We start from the raw sequence: 26,313 nt of genomic DNA, 5'->3' as shown, positions 1-26,313 counted from the left end.
GTTCAGGGCCTGTGGAAAAAGATGCTGTCGGGCACGATTTCGAGGCCATCGCTGTCAGGCCCCCATTCCATCATCAGGCAGGCTGTGCCCTTGCGCTGAAAGTAGCTCACCTCAAGCGGGTAGTAGCCTGCCTCGGGCACGGTGACCTCGATCTCTCCGGCATAACCGCAGCTGTGAATACCGTCATAGAACCCAACTTCCTGTCCGCCGATCAAAATCTGCATGCCGTCGTTGTTGAGAAAATCCAGTGTATAGGCCCCGGCGCGGTCGAATTTGATATAGCCCGAGATATCCGCAGCCACCCGTTCAGACCGCGCGGAGGTCAGTACGCTGTCGCCCTCATTGGTATCCTCGAATGTCAGGCCGGCAATCGGGGCGCCGGGATCTGATCGTTTTTCCAGCGCCTGTTTTGCCTGCTCAAGCGTGCGGACACTGCTGGGGATCGTGGCGTAACTGACCGCAAGGCCCGGGGCCAGATCGCCTGCGGAAGGCTGCGGATCGGCCGGCTGCAAGGTCACCGCCTGCGCCAAAATCATGTCAGGGGTCAAAGCGGCGCAGGACAGCGCAACAGCAGTCAAAAGTCTCTTCATGATACATCCCAGTTGTTGGTTTTCGGCTTTTTCCAGCCATTGTGCACAGTTTAGGTGTCTGAAAACCCAACTGGCAAGAGCGGCTATGGTTCCATCCCCAAAATCCGCGGGTATTTGTGCGATTCCACTCTTGCGGCAAAGGGCACTCTGGCTTATAGCGCGCTCACTGAAACCCGCAGGCGGGGTTTGGGCCTATTGAGGGAGACATCCTCAAAGGTCCGCCGGTTGGCACCGAAACGACAAAACAGTGTCATGCCCCCGCCGAGGATAAAACCGGAAAGGTATACTGACATGGCTCTTCCAGAGTTCACCATGCGCCAATTGCTTGAAGCAGGCGTACACTTCGGCCACCAGACGCAGCGTTGGAACCCGCGCATGGGGCCATTTATCTATGGCGCGCGCAACGGCATCCACATCATGGACCTCACGCAGACCGTTCCGATGCTGGATCAGGCGCTGCAGGTGATCCGTGACACCGTCGCCAAGGGCGGCAGCATTCTGTTTGTCGGCACCAAGCGTCAGGCGGCCCAGCCGATCGCGGACGCGGCGGAGAAATGCGCACAATACTACATGAACCACCGCTGGCTCGGCGGCACGCTGACCAACTGGCAGACCGTGTCGCAGTCGATCAACCGGCTGAAATCCATCGATGAGCAATCCGAGCGCGGTTTTGAAGGGCTGACCAAGAAAGAGCGCCTCGGCATGGAGCGTGACCAAGGCAAATTGCAGGCCTCCCTCGGCGGTATCCGCGAAATGGGCGGGCGTCCGGACCTGATCTTTGTCATCGACGTCAAAAAAGAGGCGCTTGCCGTGGCCGAGGCCAACAAGCTGGGCATTCCGGTTGTGGCTGTCGTGGACACCAACTGCTCTCCCGACGGGATCGATTACATCATCCCCGGCAATGACGACGCCTCGCGGGCCATAGCACTTTATTGCGATCTGGCCGCGCGCGCGGCGCTCGACGGGATGTCCGCGCAGCTGGGGGCCGCCGGCGTCGATCTGGGCGAAATGGAAGAAGCCCCGGTCGAAGAAGCCGTTGCCGAAACCCCAGCCCCCGAAGCTGCGGCCGAGGAAGCACAAGCCTGAGCGCTTGTCACACGCATGACACAGGGGGCAGGGGATAACCTGCCCCAAGACTTTAATGTTTCCAAAAGGAGAACCTGAGATGGCGATCACAGCATCTATGGTCAAAGAGCTGCGTGACAGCACGGGCGCAGGTATGATGGACGCGAAAAAAGCGCTCACCGAGACAGACGGCGATATGGAAGCGGCGATCGACTGGCTGCGCACCAAGGGTCTGGCCAAGGCGGCCAAAAAATCCGGTCGCACGGCAGCAGAAGGCCTTGTGGCGGTCAAGGTCCAGGGCAGCCGCGGTGTCGCGGTGGAAGTGAACTCCGAGACCGATTTTGTGGGCAAGAACGCCGAATTCCAATCCATGGTCTCCGGCATTGCCGAGGTGGCGCTGTCGGTATCCGATGTGGACGCGCTCAAGGCCGCGGACATGGGCGGCAAATCGGTGGAAACCGTGGTCACAGACAGCATCGCCAAAATTGGCGAAAACATGTCTGTGCGGCGCATGTCCTCAATTGAGGGCGACACCGTGGTGTCTTACGTGCACAATGCGGCTGCCCCCGGCATGGGCAAGATCGGTGTGCTGGTTGCCATGTCGGGCGGCGATGAAGCCTTTGGTAAGCAGGTCGCCATGCACATTGCGGCGGTGAACCCTGCGTCCTTGTCAGAGGATGACCTCGACCCCGCTGTGGTGGAAAAGGAAAAGCAGGTTCAGATCGAGATTGCGCGCGAAAGCGGCAAGCCGGAGCAGGTGATCGAGAAAATGATCGTGGGCCGGATGAAGAAATACATGTCCGAAGTGACGCTGGTCAATCAGTCTTTCGTTGTGAACCCGGACCTCACCGTGGGCGAGGCGGCGAAGGAAGCGGGGGCGACCATCACGGGTTTTGTGCGTCTCGAAGTCGGGGAAGGCATCGAAGTCGTCAAGGAAGACTTTGCCGCAGAGGTCGCGAAAGCCGCCAAAGGCTGACCCAACCGGTCGAACACTATTTAAACTGTTAACGGGGGCGCAGCGATGCGCCCTTTTTTTATCGCCTGCCAGGGCCTCAATGAGGGTAGCCCCATCATTAGATTTTAAGGTATATTTTAAGTCTATTTTATATAAATAACAGTTGGTTAATGATCGATCATTATGTTTTACGGCTTTCAACAAATTTTCGGTATTTTGGAGTAAAGAGATGAATAAACTGAGTGCATCCGTGGTCGCGGCGTTTGTTTTTGCATGTGGCACAAGTCTGAGTGCAGGGGCGCCGCAGACACTCGATACGTCCATGTTCACTCCTGTCACAACCGAGCAGGCGCCGGTCGATCATGTACATCTGATGATCGAAAGGAAAACCAAGCTCCATGGGATGAAGCGAGACGCGTGCTTCAAGATGGCGGGCATCAAAGGCAAGGATTTTGGCGGGCGGGTATCCAAGACCGTGCAAGAGATGAAACTGGCATTGGAGACGTTGCGGGCGGAGATCCAGGCAGGCAATCCCGTCGCGGGTGTGGCCAGTCAACTCGATGAGCTGGACAGCCATTGGGGGACATTGGCCGCCGCTTTGCAGCAGGTGTCTGCGGGAGACTTTCATGCGGTACCACTGCGGCAGGTCATGACGCTGGAGCCCGAAGTGCATCTTCTGTTGAAAGACATCCATAGCATTTTCATTGCCGGTGGGTCAGAAACTCAAACCGATGTGCAAAAGGCTACCAGCGAGATTCTCCTGCAGAAAATGCGGGTACAGAAGGTGACGAAAGAGGCCTGTCTTGTCTTGCGGGGCATCTCAGCCGAGACCAACCTTGCAAGCCTCGAAATGACGGAGGATGCTTTTACAACCGCCTTGAATGCCGCGCTGTCACAAGCGCAGGGTGCCGAGCGGGCACAGCTCGAAGCGATCAAGATGACCTGGAACGACTTTTCGACGCTGTTGGACAATCTGAAATCGCAAGCATACGTCGCCGATGATGCCAAGCTGCGCCTGTCTGTTTTGAGCGATGATCTGACAGCCCAGATAACAGCGATGGAGCAGTTTTAAGCGTCGCTCAGGGCTGGGCGCTTGAGTGAGGCATTATTTTTATATTCAAAATCAGATATATGTCGGTTAAACTTCATGTGATAGATGCGCTTTGAGCGCGTCCATCGCAAGCACATAGCCCTGAGCGCCGAACCCACAAATCACACCAATCGCCACGCGGGCGATATAGGATCTATGCCGAAATTCTTCGCGCGCATGTACGTTGCTGAGATGGAGTTCAATTGTCGGCAACTCAACCGAGGCGATGGCATCCATCAGCGCGATGGACGTATGTGTGTAAGCGCCAGCGTTCAGAATAATCCCATTGTGCAGGCCGCGGGCCGCATGAATTGCGTCCACCAACGCGCCTTCATGGTTGGATTGCGCGCAGGAAACGTCAAGACCGATCGCTTTGCCATGGTGGGCGCACAGAGCCTCGATGTCATCCAGCGTCGTGGTGCCGTAGACCTCAGGCTGCCGTGTGCCCAGCAGATTGAGGTTCGGTCCGTTCAAGATCAGCACAGATGGCATGGTATCGTCCCGCGTGTTGTTTTATCCTGCATAGACATCGTGCTTTGGGTCTTGTCCAGCGTTGCGCAGCAGGGGCCAAGAGATCCCATCGGGTTGCGGCTTGGCTGCTACAGGAGGCACTACAATAAGGTCTATAATCATGATTATGTAAATAATTGGGCAGTGAATCGAGCTTGATCTGCTTTGATATCACCTATGAGGTGTTTTAGACTGAGATGCGGGGTTGAATATGCCGCGCCAAACAGCTGAAAGAAAGCAAAAATCATGTCAGATCCCTGTATTCTCTGTGTAGCAATCACCGGGTCTGTTCCGACCAAGGCTGCAAATCCGGCGGTCGCGATCTCGGTTGCTGAACAGATCGAAAGTACGCAGAAAACTTTTGAAGCCGGTGCCGCGATCTGTCATGCGCATCTGCGCAACGAGGATGAGACGCCCTCGTCCGATCCTGAGAAGTTCGCAGCCCTCAAGGCAGGATTGGAAAAGCATTGTCCGGTGATGATTATCCAGTTCTCCACGGGCCGTCGGTTCGGCGCAGGCACCGACGGGGTGGCATGCTGCCGCTGAGACCGGATTCTGAGGCAAATTGCGGTCTGAGAACCCTACCCCAGCGCGTATCCGGCACCACGCACCGTACGCAGCGGATCCGAGCCGCCGTGCTGCGTCAGGGCCTTGCGCAGGCGGCCGATGTGGACGTCTACCGTGCGGGTATCCACATAGATGTCGCGGCCCCAGACCCGATCCAGCAACTGTTCGCGCGAAAACACCCGGCCGGGTTTTTCCATGAAAGTGGAGAGCAGCCGGAACTCCGTGGGCCCAAGCTTCAATTCGCTCTCGCCGCGGTTGACGCGGTGACTGGTGGCGTCCAGAACGATGTCTTCGAACTCCAGCCGCTCGCCGCTGGCCGCCGGTCGGACACGCCGCAACTGGCTGCGGACCCGCGCCATCAGCTCAATCACCGAATAAGGTTTGATGACATAGTCATCCGCCCCGGTTTCCAGTCCCCGCACGCGGTCCACTTCTTCGGAGCGGGCCGAGAGCATGATCACCGGAATGCTGCGGGTCTCGCTTTTGATCTTGAGCCGACGGCAAACCTCGATACCCGACAGGTTCGGCATCATCCAATCCAGCACAATCACGTCCGGGGCCATCTCATCGACCAGCACCAGAGCTTCTTCTCCGTTTTCTGCCCGGCTGACGGCAAAGCCCTCAGCTTCGAGGTTATAGGCCAGCACTTCGCGTTGCGCCGGTTCGTCTTCGACAACCAGAACGCGGGGTTGATCAGCAGACATGAGCGATTATCCCTTGGCAACCATTGACGTTTTATCAGCTTTCGGGCGGGGCTCGTCGGGGTGTTCCCCGGTCACAAGATAGACCACCTGCTCGGCAATCGAGGTCACGTGATCGCCCATCCGTTCATTGTTCTTGGCGATGAAATGCAGATGCATGCAGGCAGTGATATTGCGCGGATCTTCCATCATGAAGGTGAGGAATTCGCGGAACAACGCATTGTACATCTGGTCCACGTCCCTGTCGCGGGTGATGACATCGAGCGCCAGTTCCGCGTCGCGCTGCACATAGGCGTCAAGCGCATCCTTGAGCATCAGTTCGACCTCGCGCGCCATCCGCCGCAGTGCGCTGGTGCTGTCATTGACAGGCGCCATCTGCGCGAGCACACCGGTGCGCTTGGCCATGTTCTTGGCATAATCGCCAATGCGTTCAAGGTTGGCGCTGATCTTGATCACGCTGAGAATGAGCCGCAGATCGCTGGCCGTCGGCGCGCGCAGAGCGATCACGCGGGCGGCTTCTTCGTTGATCATCTCTTCCAGGTCATCGATGGCCTTATCCGCCTTGCGCACCTTCTCCGCCAGATCCTCGTCGCGGGTATCGAGCGATTCCGCCCCAAGCCGGATCGCGGCTTCCACGAGGCCGCCCATCTTCATGATCTGAGCCTGGATCGCTTCCAGATCACGATCAAAGGCGGAGGCGATATGTTGATCTTCAATCATCATTTTATCCAATACGGCCAGTGATGTAGCTTTCGGTGCGCGGGTCCACGGGATTGGTAAAGATCGTGCCGGTTTCGCCGTATTCCACCAGATTGCCGAGGTGGAAAAAGGCGGTTTTCTGGCTGACCCGCGCGGCCTGCTGCATGGAATGGGTCACGATCACAACCGAGAAGTTCTGCCGCAAATCATCGATAAGCTCTTCCACCTGCGCTGTGGCAATGGGGTCAAGCGCAGAACAGGGCTCATCCATCAGCAGAACCTCGGGCTGCGTGGCCACGGCGCGCGCAATGCACAAGCGTTGTTGCTGGCCGCCGGACAGGCCGGTGCCCGGCGCGCTCAACCGGTCCTTGACCTCATCCCAGATCGCCGCACTGCGCAGCGAGTGTTCCACGATCTCGTCAAGCTCGGCCTTGTTCTGGGCCAGACCGTGAATGCGCGGGCCGTAGGCCACATTGTCATAGATCGATTTGGGGAACGGATTGGGCTTTTGAAAGACCATGCCGACCTTGGCGCGCAGTTGCACCGGGTCCACGCGCTTGTCGTAGATGTCTTCGCCGTCGATCGCGATGTCGCCTTCGACGCGGCACACATCAATCGTGTCGTTCATCCGGTTCAGACAGCGCAGAAAGGTGGATTTGCCGCACCCGGAAGGTCCGATAAAGGCCGTCACGGTCTTGTCCTCGATATCGACATCGACATCCTTGATGGCATGGTTGTCTCCGTAGAAGACCTGCACGTTTCTCGCCGCGATCTTGATGGCCTTTGCGTCCACGTCTCTCTCCAGTATTCTCATGTCATTCATGGTCAGTGCTCCTTTACCAGCGGCGCTCAAAGCGACGGCGGAGGATGACGGCAATGGTGTTCATCGTGATGAGGAACCCAAGCAGGATGATGATACCGCCCCAGGCGCGCTCGTAAAAGGCGGGATCAGAGCGCTTGGCCCATTCGTAGATCTGCGCGGGCATGGCGGAGTTCGGGTCCAGCAGACCGCTGGCGATGCTGTCGGGCGGATTGGAAGCGATAAAGCCGACCATCCCGATGAGAAGCAGCGGCGCGGTCTCCCCAAGGGCCTGCGCCAACCCGATGATCGTGCCTGTCAGAATGCCGGGGGCTGCCAGCGGCAGAACGTGGTGGAACACGGATTGCATCTTGGAGGCCCCTACCCCAAGGGCCGCATCACGGATCGAGGGTGGCACGGCCTTGAGCGAGGCGCGGGTCGATATGATAATCGTGGGCAGGGTCATCAGGGTCAGCACAAGCCCGCCCACCAGCGGCGCGGAATTGGGCAGGTGCATGTAATTGATAAAAACCGCCAAACCCAGAATACCAAAGACAATCGAGGGGACCGCCGCCAGGTTTGAGATATTGACTTCGATGATATCGGTGATCCAGTTCTTGGGGGCAAACTCTTCAAGATAGATGGAGGCGGCGACACCGATTGGCAAGGCCAGCGCCAGCACCACAAGCATCATAAAGAGTGACCCCAGCATCGACACCCCCATCCCCGCAGCTTCGGGGCGTGCATCCGAGCTGTCCGCGCCGGTGATGAAGTTCATGTTGAACCGCTTTTCGACAAACCCGACCTCGAGCAGTTGATCGACGAAGTCGAGCTGCGCCGGGCTGATATTCTTGTCCTCTGCGATGCTGTCACGGGTCACCCGGTCCTTGAGGTACCCATCCACCCGCCCGGAGGCGAGAAATTCAAACTTGATCGTCTCGCCAATCACGGAAGGGGTGCTCAGGACATAGTTCCGCAGCAGCGCCGGCGCACTGGGCGACAGAATACCGGCCATATCTTTCGAGCTCAGATCCGTCTCGATCCCGTGTTCGGCAACCTTCGCCTCGAACGCTTCGCGCAGCAGCGGCGCGTAGCCAAAGGTCGAGACCTTGCGCAGGTCGTTGATGTCCCGGTTGCCCACCTTGTCGAGCCGCTCTGCGCTCAGTTCCACATCCAGGGTCACAAAGGTTTGCTGAAAGGCACCGGTGCCGCGTGAGATGATATTATAAACAAGCACCAGCAGCATCAGCATGCCGATGGAGATCGCGATGACCCCGTAAGCCTTGAAGCGTTTTTCGGCCGCATTGCGCTTGCGCGTGCGGGCATCCTGCGTCATCAGGGAGCCTTTTTTGACCCCTGCGGGTTCGCTATAGGGCAGGTCGGCATTGGTCGCGTCGGTCATTCGTACTGCTCCCGGTATCTGCGCACGATGTAGAGCGCCAGAACGTTCAGCCCCAGGGTCAGAACAAAGAGCGTGAGGCCAAGCGCAAAGGCCACAAGCGTTTCGGGGCTGGCGAAATCCGTGTCGCCGGTCAACTGGCTCACGATGCGTGTGGTGATCGTCGTCATGGCCTCGAGCGGGTTGAGCGAGAACTTGGCAATGGCCCCTGCCCCCAGCACAACAATCATCGTCTCGCCAATCGCCCGCGACGCTGCCAGCAGCACTGCGCCGACAATGCCCGGCAGCGCTGCGGGCAGAACCACCTGGCGGATCGTCTCGGATTTGGTGGACCCCAGCCCTAGGGAGCCATCGCGCATCGCCTGTGGGACTGCGTTGATGATATCGTCGCTCAGCGAGGACACGAAAGGGATCAGCATGATGCCCATCACCAGCCCGGCGGTCAGCACAGCGGTTGCACCGCTCATCCAGTCCACGCCAAGTAGCCCCGCCTCACCGCGGCCAAAGATACTGACCAGAAACGGCCCAACGGTCAGCAGCGCAAAGAGGCCGTAGACGATGGTCGGAATGCCAGCGAGAATCTCCAGCAGCGGTTTGGCGAAAGCGCGCACCTTCGGCCCGGCGTATTCCGAAAGATAGATCGCGGCAAAAAGCCCGATCGGGATCGCGACCATCAGCGCCACAATCGAGATATAGAGCGTGCCCCAGAGCAGCGGCAGGATCGACAGGTCACTGTTACCCCGGAAGTTGGGGGCCCATTGGCCGCCAAAGAAGAAATCCGTCCAGGGATGCATCCGAAAGAAGTTCAGGCTCTCAAAGAGCATCGACAGGACGATCCCCACGGTCGTCAGAATGGCCAGTGAGGCCGCCACGATCAGCATGGAGAGCACAAAGCGTTCGACCACATTACGGGCCCGGAAATCGGCGCCGGAGACAAAAACACTCACAAAGGCCCCCAGAGCGGCAAGGATCAATACCACGCCGGTCATCCATCCCATGCCGATGGCGGAGCTTTTGCGGTACTGCTGTGCGGCGCTCAGCACCTCGGGTCTGACATCGGACCCCAGAGCAACGCCAACGCTGCCCAGAATGCTGCGAACATCTGAGAATTCGGTGCGGATGCGATCAGCCCGCTCTTCGGTCATCGCCCCGGCGCTGACCGCGACATCCAGCCCTTCGGCAACGCGGCGTACGTCGCTCATCATCAGGTTGCGCGAAAAGCCGTCCTCGATCAGGTGATCGGGCAATCTGTCAAAGATGGCGTTCTCGATCAGCATCGGCTGGGCCATCAACCAGATCACCAGCACCCCCAGGGCCGGGACGGCGGTGAACATGGCGGCGTTGTAACCATAGTAATTGGGTAAGGAATGAAGCAGGCGCACATCGCCCCCTGCGGCTGATTTCGCGCGCGCCTTCGCGGCGATAAAGGCCACTACCGTCAAGGCAAGGACTGCCAATATGACGTAGCCGGTAACCCCCAAAGCCATGTGCTCACCTTCTTTTTCAGTCTGGTATTTCCGAAATACCTCAGGGCCAACAAAGCTGTCGCCCCTGAGGCATTTCAGGTGTCGGAGGCCCTAGGTGTTGCCGCCCAGGATTTCTTCGTCCGCAACATTGGCCTGTGTTTCGGCCAGTGCCGGATCGGAGACCAGACCGTATTCAGCCAGGGGGCCATCAGGACCTGCGATCTCGTCGCTGACAAAGAACTCCGCGTATTCCTTCAGGCCGGGGATCACGCCGATATGCGCTTTCTTGACGTAGAAGTAGAGCGGGCGCGACACCGGGTATTCGCCGGTCGAAATTGTCTCTGTGGAGGGGGCGACACCGCCCATCGTGGCCACTTTCAGCTTGTCCGTGTTGTTCTCGTAGAACGCCAGGCCAAAGACGCCGATGCCATTGGTGTTGCTGTCAATCCGGGCGAGGGTTTCTGTGTAATCCCCGTCGATATCGACGGATTTGCCATCCGTACGGACCGCCATGCAGGCCCCTTCGGCCGCATCTTCGTCCATGCCCATATCCAGCATCGCCTGCAGCGCGCCGGTGTCTTCACAGCCCTGAAGCAGCACTTTTTCTTCAAAGACTTCGCGGGTGCCATGCTTGGTGCCGGGGATGAAGGCTGCGATGTCAACGGCAGGCAGATCGGCGTTCACCTGATCCCAGGTGGTGTTGGGGTTGGCGACCATCGCGCCATCCACGGGCATTTCCGCAGCCAGAGCGGTATACCAGTCGGAGGGCTCGAATTCGGTGAAGGCAGGTCCGGCCTGCTGGCTGGCAAAGACGATGCCGTCATACCCGATGCGCACTTCGATGATGTCTGTCACACCGTTTTCGGCGCAGGCGGCGATCTCACGGTCGCGGATCGCGCGGGAGGCGTTGGCGATGTCCACCGTGTTCTCACCAACACCTTCACAAAAGCGCTTGAGACCAGCGGAGGAGCCACCGGATTCAACCACCGGTGTCGGGAATTCAAAGTTTTCGCCGAATGCTTCTGCCACAATGGACGCGTAGGGCAATACGGTCGACGATCCTGCGACCTGAACCTGATCGCGGGCGGCTGCAGCGGAGGCAGAGACGACAGCGATCGCCAGTGCGGAAGTTGAGAGTTTTGCGAACGACATGAGTGCTCCTGTCATTTTTCGAATAAAATACGGCCACCCCCATGGCGACCTTGGTTCGTAGCTACGGGTGCGACACTATGGTTTTGTGACACTTGTGTAACGGTTTTATGACACCAGGTGAGCTATCTTCTAGCCATTTGATTTGGAACGAAAAGCCGCGGTCGTGATGCCCGGACCCGAATCAGTATCCAGGAATTTTGGTACCTATCGCTGCGGCTGCCTGTCAGGTGCCAGGCCACAGAATCGGTTTATCCGCCAATTTGCCGGAGCGGCAGCGTGACCGTAAATTCCGCCCCCTGTCCCAACTCGCTTTCCACCCGCAACCGACCACGATGTCGGTTGATAATATGTTTGACGATGGCAAGCCCAAGCCCTGTGCCCCCCAGCGCCCGGCTGCGGTGGCTGTCGGCGCGGTAAAACCGCTCGGTCAGGCGCGGCAGGTGCACATCATCAATACCGGGGCCGTAATCGATCACCTGCACCCGGACACCGGCGGCGCGCAACGCAGGGTCCCGCTCCATCACCGTCATCTTGACGGTGAGTTTCTTGCCGGACGCACCATATTTCAGCGCATTCTCCACCAGATTGGTAAAGACCTGCATCAATTGATCCTGATCGCCCACCAGCTTCACCGGGGCTTCCGGGAATTCCTGCTCTACGGTAACGCCGGCCTCCTTGGCCATGGGGCCAAGGGTGCGCAGAACCGACGACAGGATGTCGGTCAGGTTCACAGTGTCCTTGGGACGCACCCGCTGGTCCTGCTCGACCCGGCTGAGCGACAGCAGATCGCCCACCAACCGGTTCATCCGCCCGGCCTCGCCCTCCATGATATCGAGAAACCTGTCGCGGGCGGCAGCATCCTCGCGTGCAGGGCCCCGCAACGTTTCGATAAAGCCCATCAGCGCGGTCAGGGGCGTGCGCAATTCGTGGCTGACATTGGCCACAAAATCGCGCCGCATCTGGCCCGCCTGCTCCAGGTGCGTGACGTCCAGAAAACAAAGAACGATCGTCTGCAGGCCGGGCACAACGCGCACGGTGACCTGATAATTGGTGTCTTCGACCCCGTCGTTCGACAGATAGTGCGACATCCGCGGTTGACGGTCGCGCAGGACCGCTTCGATGGTGTCGATCAGGCCGGGCTGGCGCAGAATGGTGACGTAGTTTCGCCCCTCCAGGCCCTGCCCGATCAGCGTTCGGGCCTCGCCATTGCTGGCGACGATCCGTTCCTGCCGGTCGATGGCCATGGCCGGCACCGGTATGGCTGCCAGCATTTCGTCCATGGTCCGCGTCACGAGCCCGCTTTCCCCATGTCAGCAGGTAATCGCTGCGGCAATGGCTTGCGTGAATACCGCGCAGAGCGCCTCGGGCTCTTCAAGGCCGACGGAGATGCGGAAAAACCCCTCCGACATTCCCAGGGCCGCGCGTTGATCCGCGCTCAAGGCCCGGTGCGAAGAGGACGCGGGATGCGAGATCGTCGTCCCCACATCGCCCAGCGTCGGTGCGAAGCTCAAACCCTCGGCCGCGCGGGTAAAGGCATTGGCCGCCGCCCGCGTGCCGTCCAGCTCAAAGCTGACCATATTGCAGAAATTTGCGCCCAGCAGATCAGTGGCCCTTTGATGATCGGGGTGATCCGTACGGCCCGGATAGATCACCCGTCTGACCCCCGCCAACCCGTCCAGATGCGCGGCCAGGCGTGCGGCAGTGCTCTGCGATCGCTCGAACCGCAGATCAAAGGACAGCATGCCCCGTTCCGCGAGCCAGCAGTCAAAGGGGCTGGCGGTCATGCCCGTGGTCACGGTGAAGACCCGCAGGCGATCGTTGAGCACGGCATCCCGGGCCGCCACATACCCCAGCATCACATCCGAATGCCCGGCCAGCAGCTTGGTGACCGAGTGGAGGACCACATCCGCGCCTGCGTCAAAGGCTTTGAAGGCGCGCGGGGTGGTAAAGGTGTTATCCACCACCAGCAGCACGCCCCGCTCCCGTGCCAAAGCGACCAGCCCGCTGATGTCCGCCACCCGCAGGGTCGGGTTCGACACGACTTCGACGAGGATCATGCGCGTCTCGGGGCGCAGCGCGGCGCGCATCGCGTCGATGTCACCGGGATCGACCAGCGATGTGGCAATGCCGAGGCGCGGCAGATCTTCGGCCATCATGCGCAGCGACCGGCCATAGAGCTGATTGCCCCCGATCACGTGATCGCCCGCCTGTGTCAGCCCCAGCAAGGCCGCTGAAACAGCGCCCATGCCTGAGGCGGTCATCACGCCGGGATAGGGTGCGTTTTCCAACCGGTCGAGCCTTTTGGCCACCACATCCGCGTTCGGATGGCCTTCGCGCGAATAGGTATAGCCATGCAGCCCACCCTCGTACTGCTGATCCAGCATGTCGGGCGTATCGGAGGCATAGACAACCGAGGGGCTCAGCGGGGTGACAACCGGGCGCGAGGCAGAGGAAGGCAACGCATCCGGACGAACCAAAGACCCTTTTTCGTTTTTCATATTAGTTTCCTACGGGGCGAAGCTCAAGTTTGAACCGGCGCATGTTCTGCTGGTAGTGCAAGGCCGACGCCCGAAGGCTCTGAATGGCGGCGGCGTCGAGCTCCCGCACCACCCTGCCCGGCACCCCCATCACCAGGGAGTTATCCGGGATCACCTTGTTCTCGGTGATGAGTGCCCCGGCCCCGATCAGGCAATTGCTGCCGATGCGGGCGCCATTGAGCACCGTGGCCCCCATGCCGATCAGCGTGTTGTCCCCCAGGGTGCAGCCATGCAGCATGACTTTATGACCGATGGTGCAGCCCGCCCCGATGGTCAGCGGATAGCCCGCGTCGATATGGAAAACACAGTTTTCCTGCACGTTGGAGCCTTGCCCGACCCGGATTTCCTCGTGATCGGCCCGGATCGTGGTGCCGAACCAGACCGAGGCGCCCGCCTCCAGCACCACCTTGCCGATGAGATTGGCATCGGGTGCAACCCAGGTATCTTCATGCAGGTCCGGCGCGTGATCGCCCAAAGCGTAAAGCGTCATGTCAGCTCCTCGAATTCCGATTGCAGATGGCGCACATGATCCGTCAGTCCCGGCTGCTGGCTGCGCCGCAGTCGGGTGGCTGTGACGATGGTTTTGAGCTGCGCCTCGGTGGCGTCCAGATCGTCATTCACCAGAACGTAATCATAGCTGCCCCAGTGGCTGATCTCGTCCCAGCTCTTGTCCATCCGGCGCGCGATGGTCTCGGCGTCGTCCTGCGCGCGCGCCTCCAGACGGTTGCGCAATTCGCGGATCGAGGGTGGCAGAAGAAAGATCGAAAGGGTGTTGGCACTGAGCGCCGAGTTGGTGATCTGCTGCGCCCCCTGCCAGTCGATGTCGAAAAGCACGTCACGCCCGGCATCGATCGCGGCCTGCACGGGCGGCCGCGGTGAGCCGTAGAAATTGCCAAAGACATGCGCATGCTCCAGCATGCCGCCCTGATTGACCCGTGCCTTGAAATCGGCCTCATTGGTAAAGTGGTATTCGCGCCCGTCGACCTCACCGGGACGCGGTGGACGGGTGGTGGCCGAGATGGAAAACTGGATCTCGGCATCCCACTCCCGCAGTCGGCGCGCCAGCGTCGATTTACCTGCCCCTGAGGGAGAGCTGAGAATGATCAAAAGGCCCCGGCGGTTGGCAGTCATTGTCTATTCCACATTCTGTACTTGTTCGCGCATCTGGTCGATCAAGGCCTTGAGCGCCAGGCCACAGCGCGTCAGCGCGCTGTTCTGAGCCTTGGCGCAGAGCGTGTTGGCCTCGCGGTTGAATTCCTGCATCAGAAAGTCGAGCTTGCGCCCGACCGCGCCGCCCTCTGCGATCAGCGCGCGCGCGGCATTGACGTGGGCCCCCAGGCGGTCGATCTCTTCCGTGACATCGGATTTCACCGCAATCAGTGCCAGTTCCTGGGTCAGCCTGTCGGGGTCCACCCCGTCGATGTTTTCCATCACACGGGAGAGACTGCGCTGCAGAGCCTCGGCCGCCTCGGAACCGCGCGCCTCAGCGCGTTCTTTGGCCTCTGCGGTCAGGGCTGCGACCTCGTCGAGCTGGCTGAGCAGCAGCTTTTCCAATGCAGTGCCTTCGGCGTCACGCATGTCGTTGAAAGCAGCAATCAATGTGTCTGCCTCGGCCAGCAGATGGCGCAAGAGCGGCTCGATTTCATCCTCTGCACTTGTCGTTTCCATCACGCCGCGCAGCCCGATGATGTCGGAGGCCCTGGAGGGAGCCAGCGAGACGCCGGCCTCTTTCGCCTGGGTTTCAATCGCCGATAAGGCGGTCAGAATTGCCGACAATTGCGTTTGGTTGATCTGCACCGTGCCGCTGTGTTCATCCCGCGTCAGGCGCAGCGACAGGGTGATGTTTCCGCGCGCGGTGCGGGCGGCAAGCGCCTTGCGCAGACCCATCTCCAACCCGTCGATCCAGTCCGGGACACGCAGGCGCAGGTCCTGCCCCTTGCCGTTGACAGATCTGAGCTCCCAGCTCCAGGCATGGGGGGGCAAGCTGCCGGTCGCAGAAGCAAAACCGGTCATTGATCGGAGCATTGAGGGTCCTTTCGTCACGCGCATCCTGCCCCGTGGCTTATGGTATTTTAACCTTGTAGAGCAACCCCCGCTGCACGCAGCGCCGGTCCACAGGGGAGTTAACCAATCGTAAAGAAACATGTCCATTTCGCGAAAATTGTAGGTATTAAGGTTTCAGTAACCAATGTGTGAAAGCTCGGGCCTGCCCTGACAATCCACGCAGAACGCCGCCGCCCATCCATGCAGGATGGTGCGGGGGAGAAGTAAAAGGCGCAAGCAATGGACAACGGCGGTCAAAAAACGCACAATGTCATTAATATGACACAGCACGTTTCAGAAAATGGATTTGCACCGCTGGCTCAGGTCGAGGCCTATTGGGAGGCCTTACGAGGCACACGCCTGATGCCTGCTCGATCAGAGATTGATCCGCGCGGGATTGAACAGGCGCTGGAGTATTCGTTTATCGTGGAGCGGATTGCCCCTGGTATCGCCCGTTTGCGCATCGCTGGCAGCCATCTGAGTGATCTGATGGGCATGGAGGTGCGCGGTATGCCGTTAACCGCGTTCATCGCGCCAAGCTCCCGCCGTCAGGTCAGCGATACACTTGAGGAAGTTTTCGAGACCCCGGCGACCTGCACCCTGACGCTGCATTCCGAGAAAGGCGCAGGCATGCCCCCGTTGGATGCGCGGATATTGCTGATGCCGCTGAAAAGCGATTTGGGCGATGTGAGCCGTCTGCTCGGGGCGCTGGTCTCGGTCGGTGATGTTGGTCGCAGCCCGCGCCGCTTTGAGGTGACGGGCACTGCGCTGCGGCCGATCCTGACGGATCAGTCCAAGCCGGCACCGCTTGCGCCGGAGCCCACGTTGGCGATGCCAAAACCAGCCGTTAAGGTGCCGGGTTTTGCGGAGCCAAAGCCGAGTTTCCGCAGCAAGACACCACGTCGGGATGCGCCCTACTTACGCGTCGTCAAATCAGACGATTAAGGCGTTGAACCTGACCGTCGGGTCGTCGAGCCTGGCGAGCTGGTCGGTTGGTGTAATGACCAGGTCGTTTGGAACAACGACCGGGTTGCCGATCCTGACGACCGAAACGCCCCTTTTTCCTTTGATCGGGATAAAAACCGTCCGCACAGAACGTGCGGGCGGTTTTATATATGCCGGTCCGTCGGCCTTAACGGGACCTGCCGTGCCGGGCACTTGCAGGTCCCGATCTGGTCGCTTAGCCGGTTGCCTGATCCTGACGGGCGCTGCGTCGGGAAGACAGCTCTTCCGCCACAAGGAACGCAAGCTCCAGAGACTGGCTGGCATTCAGGCGCGGATCACAGGCGGTGTGGTAGCGATCAGAGAGGTCTTCGTCGCTGACGGCCCGTACACCACCGGTGCACTCGGTCACGTCCTGCCCCGTCATCTCGAAATGCACGCCCCCCGGGGTTGTGCCTTCTGCGGTATGCACCGCAAAGAACTCGCGCACTTCCCGCAGCACGGAGTCAAACGGCCGGGTCTTGTATCCGGTTGAGGATTTGATCGTGTTGCCATGCATCGGATCGCAGACCCAGGTGACATTGGCCCCCTCATCCCGCACGGTCTTGATCAGGCGCGGCAGGTGCTCTCCGACCGAACCTGCCCCAAAGCGCGCAATCAACGTCAGGCGGCCGGGTTCATTTTCAGGGTTCAGCTTGGCCATCAGGGCCTTAAGGTCCTCGGGCGTCATCGACGGGCCGGCCTTGAGGCCGATGGGGTTCTGCACGCCGCTGGCAAATTCCACATGGGCGCCATCGGGTTGGCGGGTGCGGTCGCCGATCCAGATCATGTGACCCGATCCGGCCAGCCACTTGCCGGTGGTGCTGTCGACGCGGGTCAGCGCCTCTTCGTATTCCAGCAGCAGCGACTCGTGACTGGTGTAGAATTCCACCGATTGCAGCGTGTGCGCCGTATCCGAGTTCACCCCGGCGGCGGACATGAAATCGAGCGTGTCAGAGATGCGATTGGCGATCTCGCGGTACTTCTCTGATTTTTCGCCTTCCGTGAACCCCAGCGTCCAGCCATGGACCTGATGCACATCCGCGTATCCCCCGGTGGAGAACGCGCGCAGCAGGTTCAACGTGGCCGCCGCCTGCGTGTAGGCGCGCATCATCTTGGCGGGATCCGGGATCCGGGCCTCGGGGCTGAAGTCAAGCTCGTTGATGATGTCGCCCCGGTAGCTTGGCAGCTCAATACCATCAAGGGTCTCGGTGGGTGCCGAACGTGGTTTGGCGAATTGCCCGGCCATGCGGCCCACCTTGATGACCGGGACTTTGGCCCCATAGGTCAGCACGATGGCCATCTGCAGCATCACCTTGAAGGTATCGCGGATCGCGTCGGAGCTGAACTGGTCAAAGCTTTCGGCGCAATCCCCGCCCTGAAGCAGGAATGCCTCGCCCCGTGCCGCCGCGGCGAGATGTTTTTTCAGGCGACGCGCCTCCCCGGCGAACACGAGCAATGGAAACCGGGCCAATTGTCCTTCGACCGCTTCGAGGGCTGCCTGATCTGGATAGTCGGGCATCTGGATCCGGGGCTTGCTTCTCCAGCTCGATTTTGTCCATTCGCTCATGTTCTTCGTCTCCGGTCTCGGGCTCACGCACTGCGAGCGCTCACATATTAGCGTCTTCTATACAAAAGCCAGGTCCGAGTGACCATATCACAAATTCGTCCTCTTGACGCGGGTTTCGCAGCGTGAGCAAGGTATTTCGAAGCTGGGTGCCATTCGAGGGAAAGGCCCATGCAACGACAACGAAGAGGCAGTAATGTCCGACGCCCGAACAGTTTCCCGACATGATCCTTCGGTCCCGAAACCGGAACGCTTCGTCTTTGTCCTTTTGGAAAACTTCACCCTGTTGTGTTTTGCCGCAGCGGTCGAAAGTCTGCGGATTGCCAACCGGATGGCGGGCCGGACCTTGTACGAATGGCGCATCCTCGGCGAAGGGGGCGGTATCATCTACTGCTCGGCGGGCAGTGGTTTCAAGCTGGACGGTGACCTCGAAGATCTGCAGCGCGATGACACGGTGCTGGTCTGCGGCGGCATTGACGTGCAGGCCGCCACCACCAGACGCGTGCTGGGGTGGTTGCGCCGCGAGGCGCGCAAAGGCGTGGTTGTCGGTGGGCTTTGCACCGCGGCCTACACGCTTGCCAAGGCCGGTCTGCTGGATGGCAAAAAGGCGACGATCCACTGGGAAAATCAGGACAGCTTTACCGAAGACTTTCAGGACGTGACGCTGACGAAATCCGTTTTTGTGGTGGACGGCAACCGTCTGACCACCGCGGGCGGGACCTCTTCGATTGATCTGATGCTCAAGCTGATTGCCGACGATCAGGGCGAAGACCTTGCCAATCTGGTGGCTGATCAGCTGATCTATACCTCAATCCGGACCGATCAGGACACCCAGCGGCTGTCGGTGCCCACGCGGATCGGAGTGCGGCATCCCAAGCTCAGCCAGGTGATCCAGATGATGGAGAGCAACATCGAAGAGCCGATCAGCCCGTCCACCCTGGCCAGGGACGTGGGCATGAGCACGCGGCAGTTGGAGCGACTTTTCCGCCGCTACCTCAACCGCAGCCCCAAGCGCTATTACATGGAACTGCGGCTGCAAAAGGCGCGCAACCTGCTGATGCAGACGGATATGAGCGTGATCAACGTGGCATTGGCCTGCGGCTTTGCCTCTCCGTCACATTTCTCCAAATGCTACCGCGCGCATTACGATACAACGCCCTACCGCGAGCGGGGCAGTCACGCGTCGCGTCTGTCCTTCTAGGCTAGCGTGCCATGCGGTAGACCGTGCCATTACCGACAGAGATGAACCAGATGCTGCCGTCCTCTGCCTCGATGATGTCGCGAACCCGTTCGGTGGCGTCATTTTCGACCTTGGCAACCTCGCGGGTGGTCTCGCCAGAGATTTCAAGGCGCGAGATGTAGTTGTCCTTCAGTGACCCCACAAACATATCGCCACGCCAGTCGGGAAACATATCGCCCTGATAGATCAGCAATCCGGAGGGGGCGATGGACGGGTCCCAGTAGGAGGCGGGCTGCTCCATCCCGGCTTTGGCCGTCCCCTCGCCAATCCGACCCCCCGTATAGTGCCGCCCGTAGGAAATCACCGGCCAGCCGTAGTTCGCCCCCTTGCGGATCAGGTTCACCTCATCCCCGCCGCGCGCGCCATGTTCTGCTGTCCAGAGCCGCCCCTGCCCGTCCAGCCCCGCGCCTTGCGGGTTGCGGTGCCCGTAGGACCAGATCTCGGGCAGAATACCCTCGGTGCCGACAAAGGGATTGTCCGCCGGGACCGAGCCATCGCGGTTGATCCGCACGATGGTGCCCACATGATTGCCGCGGTCCTGGGCGGCAGGCCGATCCCCGCGGTCTCCGATGGTGAGAAACAGCGTGCCGTCGGGCGCCTCCACGATACGGGAACCAAAATGCCGCCCGCCGGAGGACCCCGGCGCCATGACAAAGAGATCCTGCAGCCCCTCAAGGCGGCTGCCATCCTCGGAAAGCGTGGCGGCCGCCAAGGCGGTCCCGGCCCCGCTGCGCTGCGCTTTGCTGTAGCTCAGAAAGACCGTTCGCGAGGTTGCGAAATCGCGCGCAACCGTCACATCCAACAGGCCGCCCTGCCCGCGATCCACTACGTCTGGCGCGCCATCGACCTCAGCGGTTGTACCGTCAGCCCACAGCAGCACACGGCCGTCTTTTTCGGTGATGATCACCGATCCATCGGGCAGATGGTCGATGCCCCAGGGCTCATCCAGCCCGGTTATCATCGGCGAAATGGTCGTTTGCGCCATTGCAATGCCGCCCGATACGGCAGTGGTGAGGCCCAGTAGAAAAGACAAGATAAAGCGGCGTGTCACGTGAATTCTCCTGTTTTTGCTGGTTGTATGGGCAGACCGGTGTATCTTGCACGTCTCCTTGGCGATCCTGCTTTGCCCACCAGCGCGCATCGCCAAAACTCCTTTTCTTTTGGAAATAGCACGCATAATCTGAGCGGCGAACGTCCAGTTCCAATATGGGAGATCAACAATGAAAAAAAAGCTTTTGGCGACAACCGCCGCAGCACTGATGGCGACCACTGCGCTTGCGGATGGTCACGCAAACGAGGTTAAACTCGGGGTCATTCTGGGCTTTACCGGGCCGATCGAATCTCTGACGCCGCAAATGGCAGACGGTGCGGAAATGGCCATGAAGGAAGTAACCGACAGTGGCCTTCTCCTGGATGCGGCCACCGTGACGCCGGTGCGCGCAGACAGCACATGCACTGATTCCGCCGCGGCAACCGCGGCTGCCGAGCGCCTTGTCACCTCTGACCGTGTCGACGGTATTATCGGGGCGGACTGCTCGGGCGTGACCGGCGCAATCCTGCAAAACGTGGCGGTGCCGAATGGCGTCGTGATGATCTCACCCTCGGCCACCAGCCCCGGCCTGAGCCATGCAAACAACGAGGACAACGGCCTGTTTTTCCGCACCTCACCCTCTGATGCGCGCCAGGGCGTTGTGATCACCGAGATCCTGATGGATCAGGGCATCAAGGAAGTGGCCGTGACCTATACCAACAACGACTACGGCAAGGGCTTGGCCGATAGCTTCCAGACCTCGTTCGAGGCGGCGGGCGGCACGGTGACCATCAACGCAGCCCACGAAGACGGCAAGGCGGACTATTCTGCGGAGGTTGGCGCGCTGGCGTCTGCCGGCGGGGAGCGCCTTGTGGTCGCAGGCTATGTGGACCAGGGGGGGTCCGGGGTTGTCCGTGCGGCGTTGGATTCTGGCGCTTTCGACACGTTCCACTTTCCCGATGGCATGATTTCCGCCCAGCTTCTGGAAAACTTCGGCTCTGAAATTGATGGGTCGTCAGGGGCTCATCCCAGCCCCTCGGAAGAGCTGGCCGAAGCCTTCGGTGCATTGGTGGACGGGGCGTTCGATCACACCTCGCCTTTTACGCCGGAATCCTATGACGCCGCGGCGTTGATCATGCTGGCCATGCAGGCGGCAAATTCCAAAGACTCCAACGATTACAAGACCAAGGTCATGGATGTTGCGAACGCCCCGGGGGAACCCATCGGTGTCGGGGAACTGGCCAAGGCCCTGCAGATTATCAAGGATGGCGGTGACGTGGACTATGTCGGCGCGACCGGTGTAGAGCTGCTGGGGCCCGGTGAAGCGGCCGGCAACTACCGCGAGATCAACTTTGAGGGCGGCGAGGACAAAACCGCACGCTTTCGCTGAAGGTCGCCTGAGCTGAAAGGACAGCCCGGGAAAAACCCTTCCGGGCTGTTTTCATACTGAAATAAGAAAACGCGACCTGATACGCGTTCCGCCCCCGGGGATAACACATGATCGTCGTTGACGACCTTCACAAGCACTTTGGCGGCTTTCACGCTGTCGATGGCGCTTCGCTCGAGATTGCACAGGGGACGATCACCGGGCTGATTGGGCCAAACGGTGCTGGAAAAACAACCCTTTTCAATGTGATCGCGGGGGTTCTTAAACCAACTTCCGGCCGTGTCACCATGGCAGGCGAGGATATCACCGGCCTGCCGCCGCATGCGTTGTTTCACAAGGGTTTGTTGCGCACCTTCCAGATCGCGCATGAGTTCTCCTCGATGACCTGCCGGGAGAACCTGATGATCGTGCCCGGCGATCAGGCCGGTGAAACGCTATGGAACACCTGGTTCGGGCGCAAGCGCATTGCGGATCAGGAACGCGCGTTGCGGGCCAAGGCTGACGAAGTGCTCGAATTTCTGACGGTGGCGCATCTGGCGGACCACAAGGCGGGCCAGATCTCCGGCGGGCAGAAAAAACTGCTGGAACTGGGCCGGACCATGATGGTGGATGCGCGGATCGTGTTTCTCGATGAGGTGGGGGCCGGGGTCAATCGCACCCTGCTCAATACCATCGGTGATGCGATCATCCGGCTCAATCAGGAGCGTGGATATACCTTTGTGGTGATCGAACACGACATGGAGTTCATCGGGCGCCTGTGCGATCCGGTGATCTGCATGGCGGAAGGCAAGGTGTTGGCCCAAGGCACCCTCGATGAGATCAAGGCGAACGAGCAGGTGATCGAGGCTTATCTGGGTACTGGCCTGAAAAACAAGGATAAACTAGGCGCATGATCAGCGATCTTCAGACCAACTCTGAAAGCCGGGACCTGTCGTCGGGCAACCCCCAGGCCGTGGGTGCGGCACAGCCCGCCCGGCAAGGTGTGACAGCGCATACGGCCGCCGGCGAGCCCTTTCTGGTCGGGGAGAATATGACCGGCGGCTATGGGGCGGGGCCCGACATTCTGCATGATTGCACCATCGCGGTGGACCGCGGCGAGATTGCGGTGATCGTCGGACCAAATGGCGCGGGCAAGTCCACGGGGATGAAGGCGGTCTTTGGCATGCTGAACCTGCGGCAGGGCCGTGTCAGGCTGGATGGCGAGGATATCACCGCGCTCAGCCCGCAGGACCGGGTGGCCAAGGGTATGGGCTTTGTGCCGCAGACCTCGAATATCTTTACCTCGATGACCGTGGAAGAAAACCTCGAGATGGGCGCGTTCATCCGCACAGATGACATCCGTCCGACGATGGAGCAGATTTACGACCTGTTCCCCATTCTGCGCGAAAAACGTCATCAGTCGGCGGGCGAGTTGTCGGGCGGGCAGCGCCAGCAGGTTGCCGTGGGGCGTGCGCTGATGACCCAGCCGAAGGTCTTGATGCTGGATGAGCCGACGGCGGGGGTTTCGCCCATCGTGATGGACGAGCTGTTCGACCGCATCATCGAAGTGGCGCGCACCGGCATTCCAATCCTGATGGTGGAGCAGAACGCACGGCAAGCTCTTGAAATTGCAGATAAAGGCTATGTTCTGGTGCAAGGCCGCAATGCGCATTCAGGGACGGGTAAGGAATTGCTGGCGGACCCTGAAGTCCGCAGATCGTTTTTGGGAGGGTGAAGGTGTTTGCGGTTTCCCCAGACAATCGAGCACAATACTATAAGTATCTAGCCAGTTTGAATTTTATTTGTGCTGACGAAGCAGATAAAAAGATCGGTCTATTGCCGGGCTATGAAATTGCGGCCCCACCTCCCGTGATGACGCTTTGTGCCCACGCAATTGAGTTATCACTTAAGGCTTTTCTACTTGAAAATGGCATGATTGAGAAAGAGACTAGGAAAATCGGTCATGATCTTGTCGCCGCATGGGGTAAAGCCAAAGAGCTAAGCGAAGATTTGCCCGAAATCGACGAGAATGTTTTGGCGATAATATCTGATTTGCTGGTTTCAGATCGTCTTCGATACGGAGAACGCAGCAATCTGGGAACGGTCCCAGTCTACGGTCCTCTCAGCGATCTTGTTAAGCAAATGCTGGAGCTTTGCGGGGCCCCAAATCTGGCCGAAACGGTGAACTAATGGATCTCCTCAACGCCCTCATCGCACTTCTCAACTTCGTCATCATCCCCGGCATGGCTTATGGTGCGCAGCTTGCCCTTGGGGCGCTGGGGGTTACGCTGATCTACGGCATCTTGCGGTTCTCGAACTTCGCCCATGGCGACACCATGGCCTTCGGCGCGATGGTCACTGTTCTGTTCACATGGCTTTTTCAAAGCTGGGGGATCAGTCTGGGACCCTTGCCCACGGCCCTGCTCGCCCTGCCCTTCGGGATCATCGCCTGCATGGGGCTGCTGCTGGCGACGGACCGAATGGTCTACCGCTTTTACCGCGCGCAAAAGGCCAAGCCGGTCATTCTGGTGATCGTAAGCCTTGGCGTGACCTTCATCATGAACGGCATCGTCCGCTTCATCATCGGGCCGGATGACCAGCGGTTCTTGGATGGGGAGCGGTTCATCATCTCGGCGCGCACCTTTCGCGAGATGACGGGCCTGCGCGAAGGGCTGGCCTTCAAGACCACGCAGGGCATTACGATCCTCACCGCGGTCGTCGTGGTCATCGTGCTGTTCTGGTTTCTCAATCGCACGCGGACGGGCAAGAGCATGCGCGCCTATTCGGACAACGAAGATCTCGCACTGCTGTCCGGCATCAACCCCGAACGGGTGGTGATGATCACATGGCTGATCGTGGCGGGGCTCGCCACCATTGCAGGCGTGCTCTACGGGCTGGACAAATCCTTTAAACCCTTTACCTATTTCCATCTTCTGCTGCCGATCTTTGCCTCCGCCATTGTGGGGGGGCTGGGAAACCCCGTGGGGGCCATCGCTGGAGGCTTCGTGATCGCATTCTCGGAGGTCACCGTCACCTACGCGTGGAAGAAAGTGCTGACCTATCTGATGCCGGAAAACCTTGCACCGGACGGCTTGGTGCAGCTTTTGTCCACCGACTACAAACTGGCGGTAAGCTTCCTGATCCTGCTGATCGTGTTGCTCTTCAAGCCGACGGGGCTTTTCAAGGGGAAAGCGGTATGAACCCGGTCCTGAAAAACACCGCCCTCTTTGCCATCGTCGGCCTGATGATCGCCTACACGGGCATGACGCAAAGCTGGAACACGGCGCTGGTGATCGTCAACATGGGGCTGATCTCCGCCATCATGGCGCTTGGCGTGAACCTGCAATGGGGGTTCGCGGGGCTGTTCAATGTCGGCATCATGGGCTTCGTGGCCCTTGGCGGGCTGGCGACCGTGCTGATGGGCATGCCGCCAACACCGGGGGCCTGGTCTGCCGGCGGGTGGAACATCCTTGCCGCCTTTGTCTTTGCCATCGCTGCCATCGTGGTGGTTGTCGTGGTGCGCAGGCGGATGGCACCGGGCTGGGGGCGCGCTCTGACCGTGACTGCAATGCTGATCGCGGGGTTTTTCATCTACCGGGCGCTCTTTGACCCCGGTGTCCAAGCGGTGGAGGCGATCAACCCTGCGCTCACCGGCAATCTGGGCGGGCTCGGCATTGACCGGGGGCTCTGGGTCGTGCTGGCCTGGCCTGTGGGCGGGCTCTTTGCGGCGGCGGCGGCCTGGGTGATTGGCAAAACAGCCCTGGGGCTGCGGTCGGATTATCTGGCGATTGCAACGCTGGGCATCGCCGAGATCATCATCGCCCTTCTCAAGAACGAAGACTGGCTGGCACGCGGCGTCAAAAACGTCGTGGGCCTGCCCCGCCCCACCCCCTACGAGATCGACCTGCAGAATGATCCCGCCTTTGTGGAACGCGCGGCGGGGTTTGGCATCGACGCTGTCACGGCCTCGACGCTCTATGTCAAACTTGCCTACGCCGGGCTTTTCACCGTCGTTTTGCTGATCCTGCTGATCCTGGCGCAGCGCGCGCTCAACAGCCCCTGGGGTCGCATGATGCGGGCGATCCGCGACAATGAGGTCGCCGCCGAAGCGATGGGCAAAGATGTGACCGCGCGCCACTTGCAGATCTTCGTGCTGGGGTCTGCCATCTGCGGCATCGCGGGCGCGATGATGACCACGCTTGATGGTCAACTGACACCGGGCACCTATCAGCCGCTGCGTTTTACCTTTCTGGTCTGGGTCATGGTGATTGTCGGCGGGTCAGGTAACAATTTTGGCGCCATCCTGGGGGGGTTTCTGATCTGGTTCCTCTGGGTCCAGGTGGAGCCGATGGGGCTCTGGATCATGCAGCTTGTGACCGCGGGCATGGCCGACGGCTCTGCCCTCAAGGCCCATCTGATCGAGAGTGCAGCGCATATGCGGCTCTTTACCATGGGCATCGTCTTGTTGCTGGTCTTGCGCTTTAGCCCGCGCGGCTTGATCCCCGAGAAATAGCAGTCAGAGCTTTGCAAATTGGCCCCAATCTCTCTTTGCAAAG

At 59.9% G+C, this 26,313-nt stretch carries 26 protein-coding genes and 1 pseudogene; 12 read left to right on the top strand and 15 right to left on the bottom strand.

Annotated elements, in window-relative coordinates; translation table 11 throughout:
• Positions 1-2 precede the first annotated feature (2 nt).
• Entirely contained in the window at positions 3-590 is a 588-nt protein-coding gene (locus H7847_RS21485; RefSeq protein WP_227271544.1) for a PA14 domain-containing protein, read from the bottom strand.
• A 291-nt stretch (positions 591-881) separates the two neighbouring features.
• Between H7847_RS21485 and rpsB the strand changes: the two genes are divergently transcribed.
• The 3 genes from rpsB (at position 882) to H7847_RS21470 (ending at position 3,682) form a co-directional block, all read left to right on the top strand.
• Entirely contained in the window at positions 882-1,676 is a 795-nt protein-coding gene (gene rpsB / locus H7847_RS21480) for a 30S ribosomal protein S2 (RefSeq protein WP_227271543.1), read from the top strand.
• A gap of 79 nt (positions 1,677-1,755) precedes the next feature.
• Positions 1,756-2,631 (top strand): translation elongation factor Ts, encoded by an 876-nt coding sequence (tsf, locus tag H7847_RS21475; RefSeq protein ID WP_227271542.1) that lies wholly within the window; start codon positions 1,756-1,758, stop codon positions 2,629-2,631.
• A gap of 208 nt (positions 2,632-2,839) precedes the next feature.
• Entirely contained in the window at positions 2,840-3,682 is an 843-nt protein-coding gene (locus tag H7847_RS21470; protein WP_227271541.1) for a hypothetical protein, read from the top strand.
• A 66-nt stretch (positions 3,683-3,748) separates the two neighbouring features.
• Here H7847_RS21470 and aroQ read toward each other — a convergent pair whose 3' ends face one another.
• Positions 3,749-4,192 (bottom strand): type II 3-dehydroquinate dehydratase, encoded by a 444-nt coding sequence (gene aroQ / locus H7847_RS21465; protein ID WP_227271540.1) that lies wholly within the window; start codon positions 4,190-4,192, stop codon positions 3,749-3,751.
• Positions 4,193-4,456: 264 nt separating this feature from the next.
• Here aroQ and H7847_RS21460 point away from each other — a divergent pair.
• Positions 4,457-4,806, top strand: a pseudogene (locus H7847_RS21460) (3-keto-5-aminohexanoate cleavage protein); the annotation flags it as partial.
• Here the strand turns inward: H7847_RS21460 and phoB are convergent.
• The 11 genes from phoB to H7847_RS21405 all read right to left on the bottom strand — a co-directional run bounded on the left by phoB (position 4,792) and on the right by H7847_RS21405 (position 15,555).
• Positions 4,792-5,481 carry a phosphate regulon transcriptional regulator PhoB gene (phoB, locus tag H7847_RS21455; protein ID WP_227271539.1) on the bottom strand — a complete coding sequence of 230 codons (690 nt, stop codon included), beginning with the start codon at positions 5,479-5,481 and terminating at the stop codon, positions 4,792-4,794. The pseudogene H7847_RS21460 and the gene phoB sit on opposite strands and share 15 nt — an antisense overlap.
• A 6-nt stretch (positions 5,482-5,487) precedes the next feature.
• Positions 5,488-6,195, bottom strand: a complete 708-nt coding sequence (gene phoU / locus H7847_RS21450) for a phosphate signaling complex protein PhoU (protein ID WP_406676030.1) — start codon at positions 6,193-6,195, stop codon at positions 5,488-5,490.
• Between the two features lie 7 nt (positions 6,196-6,202).
• Complete coding sequence (gene pstB, locus H7847_RS21445; protein WP_227271537.1) at positions 6,203-7,000, bottom strand: phosphate ABC transporter ATP-binding protein PstB; 798 nt, start codon at positions 6,998-7,000, stop codon at positions 6,203-6,205.
• A gap of 13 nt (positions 7,001-7,013) precedes the next feature.
• Positions 7,014-8,378 (bottom strand): phosphate ABC transporter permease PstA, encoded by a 1,365-nt coding sequence (gene pstA / locus H7847_RS21440; protein ID WP_227271536.1) that lies wholly within the window; start codon positions 8,376-8,378, stop codon positions 7,014-7,016.
• Positions 8,375-9,862, bottom strand: a complete 1,488-nt coding sequence (gene pstC / locus H7847_RS21435; protein WP_227271535.1) for a phosphate ABC transporter permease subunit PstC — start codon at positions 9,860-9,862, stop codon at positions 8,375-8,377. The genes pstA and pstC overlap by 4 nt, the downstream gene beginning before the upstream one ends.
• Before the next feature lie 90 nt (positions 9,863-9,952).
• The gene (locus H7847_RS21430; RefSeq protein WP_227271534.1) at positions 9,953-10,993 is read right to left on the bottom strand and encodes a substrate-binding domain-containing protein; all 1,041 of its coding nucleotides are present in this window, start codon (positions 10,991-10,993) and stop codon (positions 9,953-9,955) included.
• Between the two features lie 248 nt (positions 10,994-11,241).
• A complete protein-coding gene (locus H7847_RS21425; protein WP_227271581.1) occupies positions 11,242-12,273 on the bottom strand; it encodes a sensor histidine kinase in 1,032 nt (343 codons plus the stop codon).
• 30 nt (positions 12,274-12,303) lie between these two features.
• A complete protein-coding gene (locus H7847_RS21420) occupies positions 12,304-13,491 on the bottom strand; it encodes a trans-sulfuration enzyme family protein (protein WP_227271533.1) in 1,188 nt (395 codons plus the stop codon).
• A 1-nt stretch (position 13,492) separates the two neighbouring features.
• Entirely contained in the window at positions 13,493-14,020 is a 528-nt protein-coding gene (locus tag H7847_RS21415; RefSeq protein ID WP_227271532.1) for a gamma carbonic anhydrase family protein, read from the bottom strand.
• Positions 14,017-14,661, bottom strand: a complete 645-nt coding sequence (gmk, locus tag H7847_RS21410; RefSeq protein ID WP_227271531.1) for a guanylate kinase — start codon at positions 14,659-14,661, stop codon at positions 14,017-14,019. The genes H7847_RS21415 and gmk overlap by 4 nt, the downstream gene beginning before the upstream one ends.
• A 3-nt stretch (positions 14,662-14,664) precedes the next feature.
• A complete protein-coding gene (locus tag H7847_RS21405) occupies positions 14,665-15,555 on the bottom strand; it encodes a YicC/YloC family endoribonuclease (RefSeq protein ID WP_227271530.1) in 891 nt (296 codons plus the stop codon).
• Between the two features lie 297 nt (positions 15,556-15,852).
• Between H7847_RS21405 and H7847_RS21400 the strand changes: the two genes are divergently transcribed.
• The gene (locus tag H7847_RS21400) at positions 15,853-16,518 is read left to right on the top strand and encodes a PAS domain-containing protein (protein ID WP_227271529.1); all 666 of its coding nucleotides are present in this window, start codon (positions 15,853-15,855) and stop codon (positions 16,516-16,518) included.
• A 235-nt stretch (positions 16,519-16,753) separates the two neighbouring features.
• Here H7847_RS21400 and H7847_RS21395 read toward each other — a convergent pair whose 3' ends face one another.
• Positions 16,754-18,124 carry a class II 3-deoxy-7-phosphoheptulonate synthase gene (locus H7847_RS21395; protein WP_227271528.1) on the bottom strand — a complete coding sequence of 457 codons (1,371 nt, stop codon included), beginning with the start codon at positions 18,122-18,124 and terminating at the stop codon, positions 16,754-16,756.
• 193 nt (positions 18,125-18,317) lie between these two features.
• Between H7847_RS21395 and H7847_RS21390 the strand changes: the two genes are divergently transcribed.
• Positions 18,318-19,322 carry a GlxA family transcriptional regulator gene (locus H7847_RS21390; RefSeq protein WP_227271527.1) on the top strand — a complete coding sequence of 335 codons (1,005 nt, stop codon included), beginning with the start codon at positions 18,318-18,320 and terminating at the stop codon, positions 19,320-19,322.
• A gap of 1 nt (position 19,323) precedes the next feature.
• On the opposite strand, the gene H7847_RS21385 is transcribed toward H7847_RS21390, so the two are convergent.
• The gene (locus H7847_RS21385; RefSeq protein WP_227271580.1) at positions 19,324-20,346 is read right to left on the bottom strand and encodes a PQQ-dependent sugar dehydrogenase; all 1,023 of its coding nucleotides are present in this window, start codon (positions 20,344-20,346) and stop codon (positions 19,324-19,326) included.
• Positions 20,347-20,581: 235 nt separating this feature from the next.
• Between H7847_RS21385 and H7847_RS21380 the strand changes: the two genes are divergently transcribed.
• The 6 genes from H7847_RS21380 to H7847_RS21355 all read left to right on the top strand — a co-directional run bounded on the left by H7847_RS21380 (position 20,582) and on the right by H7847_RS21355 (position 26,270).
• Positions 20,582-21,781, top strand: a complete 1,200-nt coding sequence (locus H7847_RS21380) for an ABC transporter substrate-binding protein (protein ID WP_227271526.1) — start codon at positions 20,582-20,584, stop codon at positions 21,779-21,781.
• A gap of 107 nt (positions 21,782-21,888) precedes the next feature.
• Positions 21,889-22,671, top strand: coding sequence for an ABC transporter ATP-binding protein (locus H7847_RS21375; RefSeq protein WP_227271525.1), 783 nt, complete (start codon positions 21,889-21,891; stop codon positions 22,669-22,671).
• Complete coding sequence (locus H7847_RS21370) at positions 22,668-23,492, top strand: ABC transporter ATP-binding protein (protein WP_227271524.1); 825 nt, start codon at positions 22,668-22,670, stop codon at positions 23,490-23,492. The genes H7847_RS21375 and H7847_RS21370 overlap by 4 nt, the downstream gene beginning before the upstream one ends.
• A gap of 2 nt (positions 23,493-23,494) precedes the next feature.
• Entirely contained in the window at positions 23,495-23,947 is a 453-nt protein-coding gene (locus tag H7847_RS21365) for a hypothetical protein (RefSeq protein WP_227271523.1), read from the top strand.
• Positions 23,947-24,957 (top strand): branched-chain amino acid ABC transporter permease, encoded by a 1,011-nt coding sequence (locus H7847_RS21360; RefSeq protein ID WP_227271522.1) that lies wholly within the window; start codon positions 23,947-23,949, stop codon positions 24,955-24,957. Before H7847_RS21365 ends, H7847_RS21360 begins: the two co-directional genes overlap by 1 nt.
• Positions 24,954-26,270, top strand: a complete 1,317-nt coding sequence (locus tag H7847_RS21355) for a branched-chain amino acid ABC transporter permease (RefSeq protein ID WP_227271521.1) — start codon at positions 24,954-24,956, stop codon at positions 26,268-26,270. The genes H7847_RS21360 and H7847_RS21355 overlap by 4 nt, the downstream gene beginning before the upstream one ends.
• The last annotated feature ends 43 nt before the right edge of the window (positions 26,271-26,313 follow it).

Source organism: Roseobacter weihaiensis, assembly GCF_020622345.1.
Taxonomy (GTDB): Bacteria; Pseudomonadota; Alphaproteobacteria; order Rhodobacterales; family Rhodobacteraceae; genus Roseobacter; species Roseobacter weihaiensis.
Note: the sequence above shows the minus strand (reverse complement) of the source record. Positions and strands in the feature narration are given on the sequence as shown.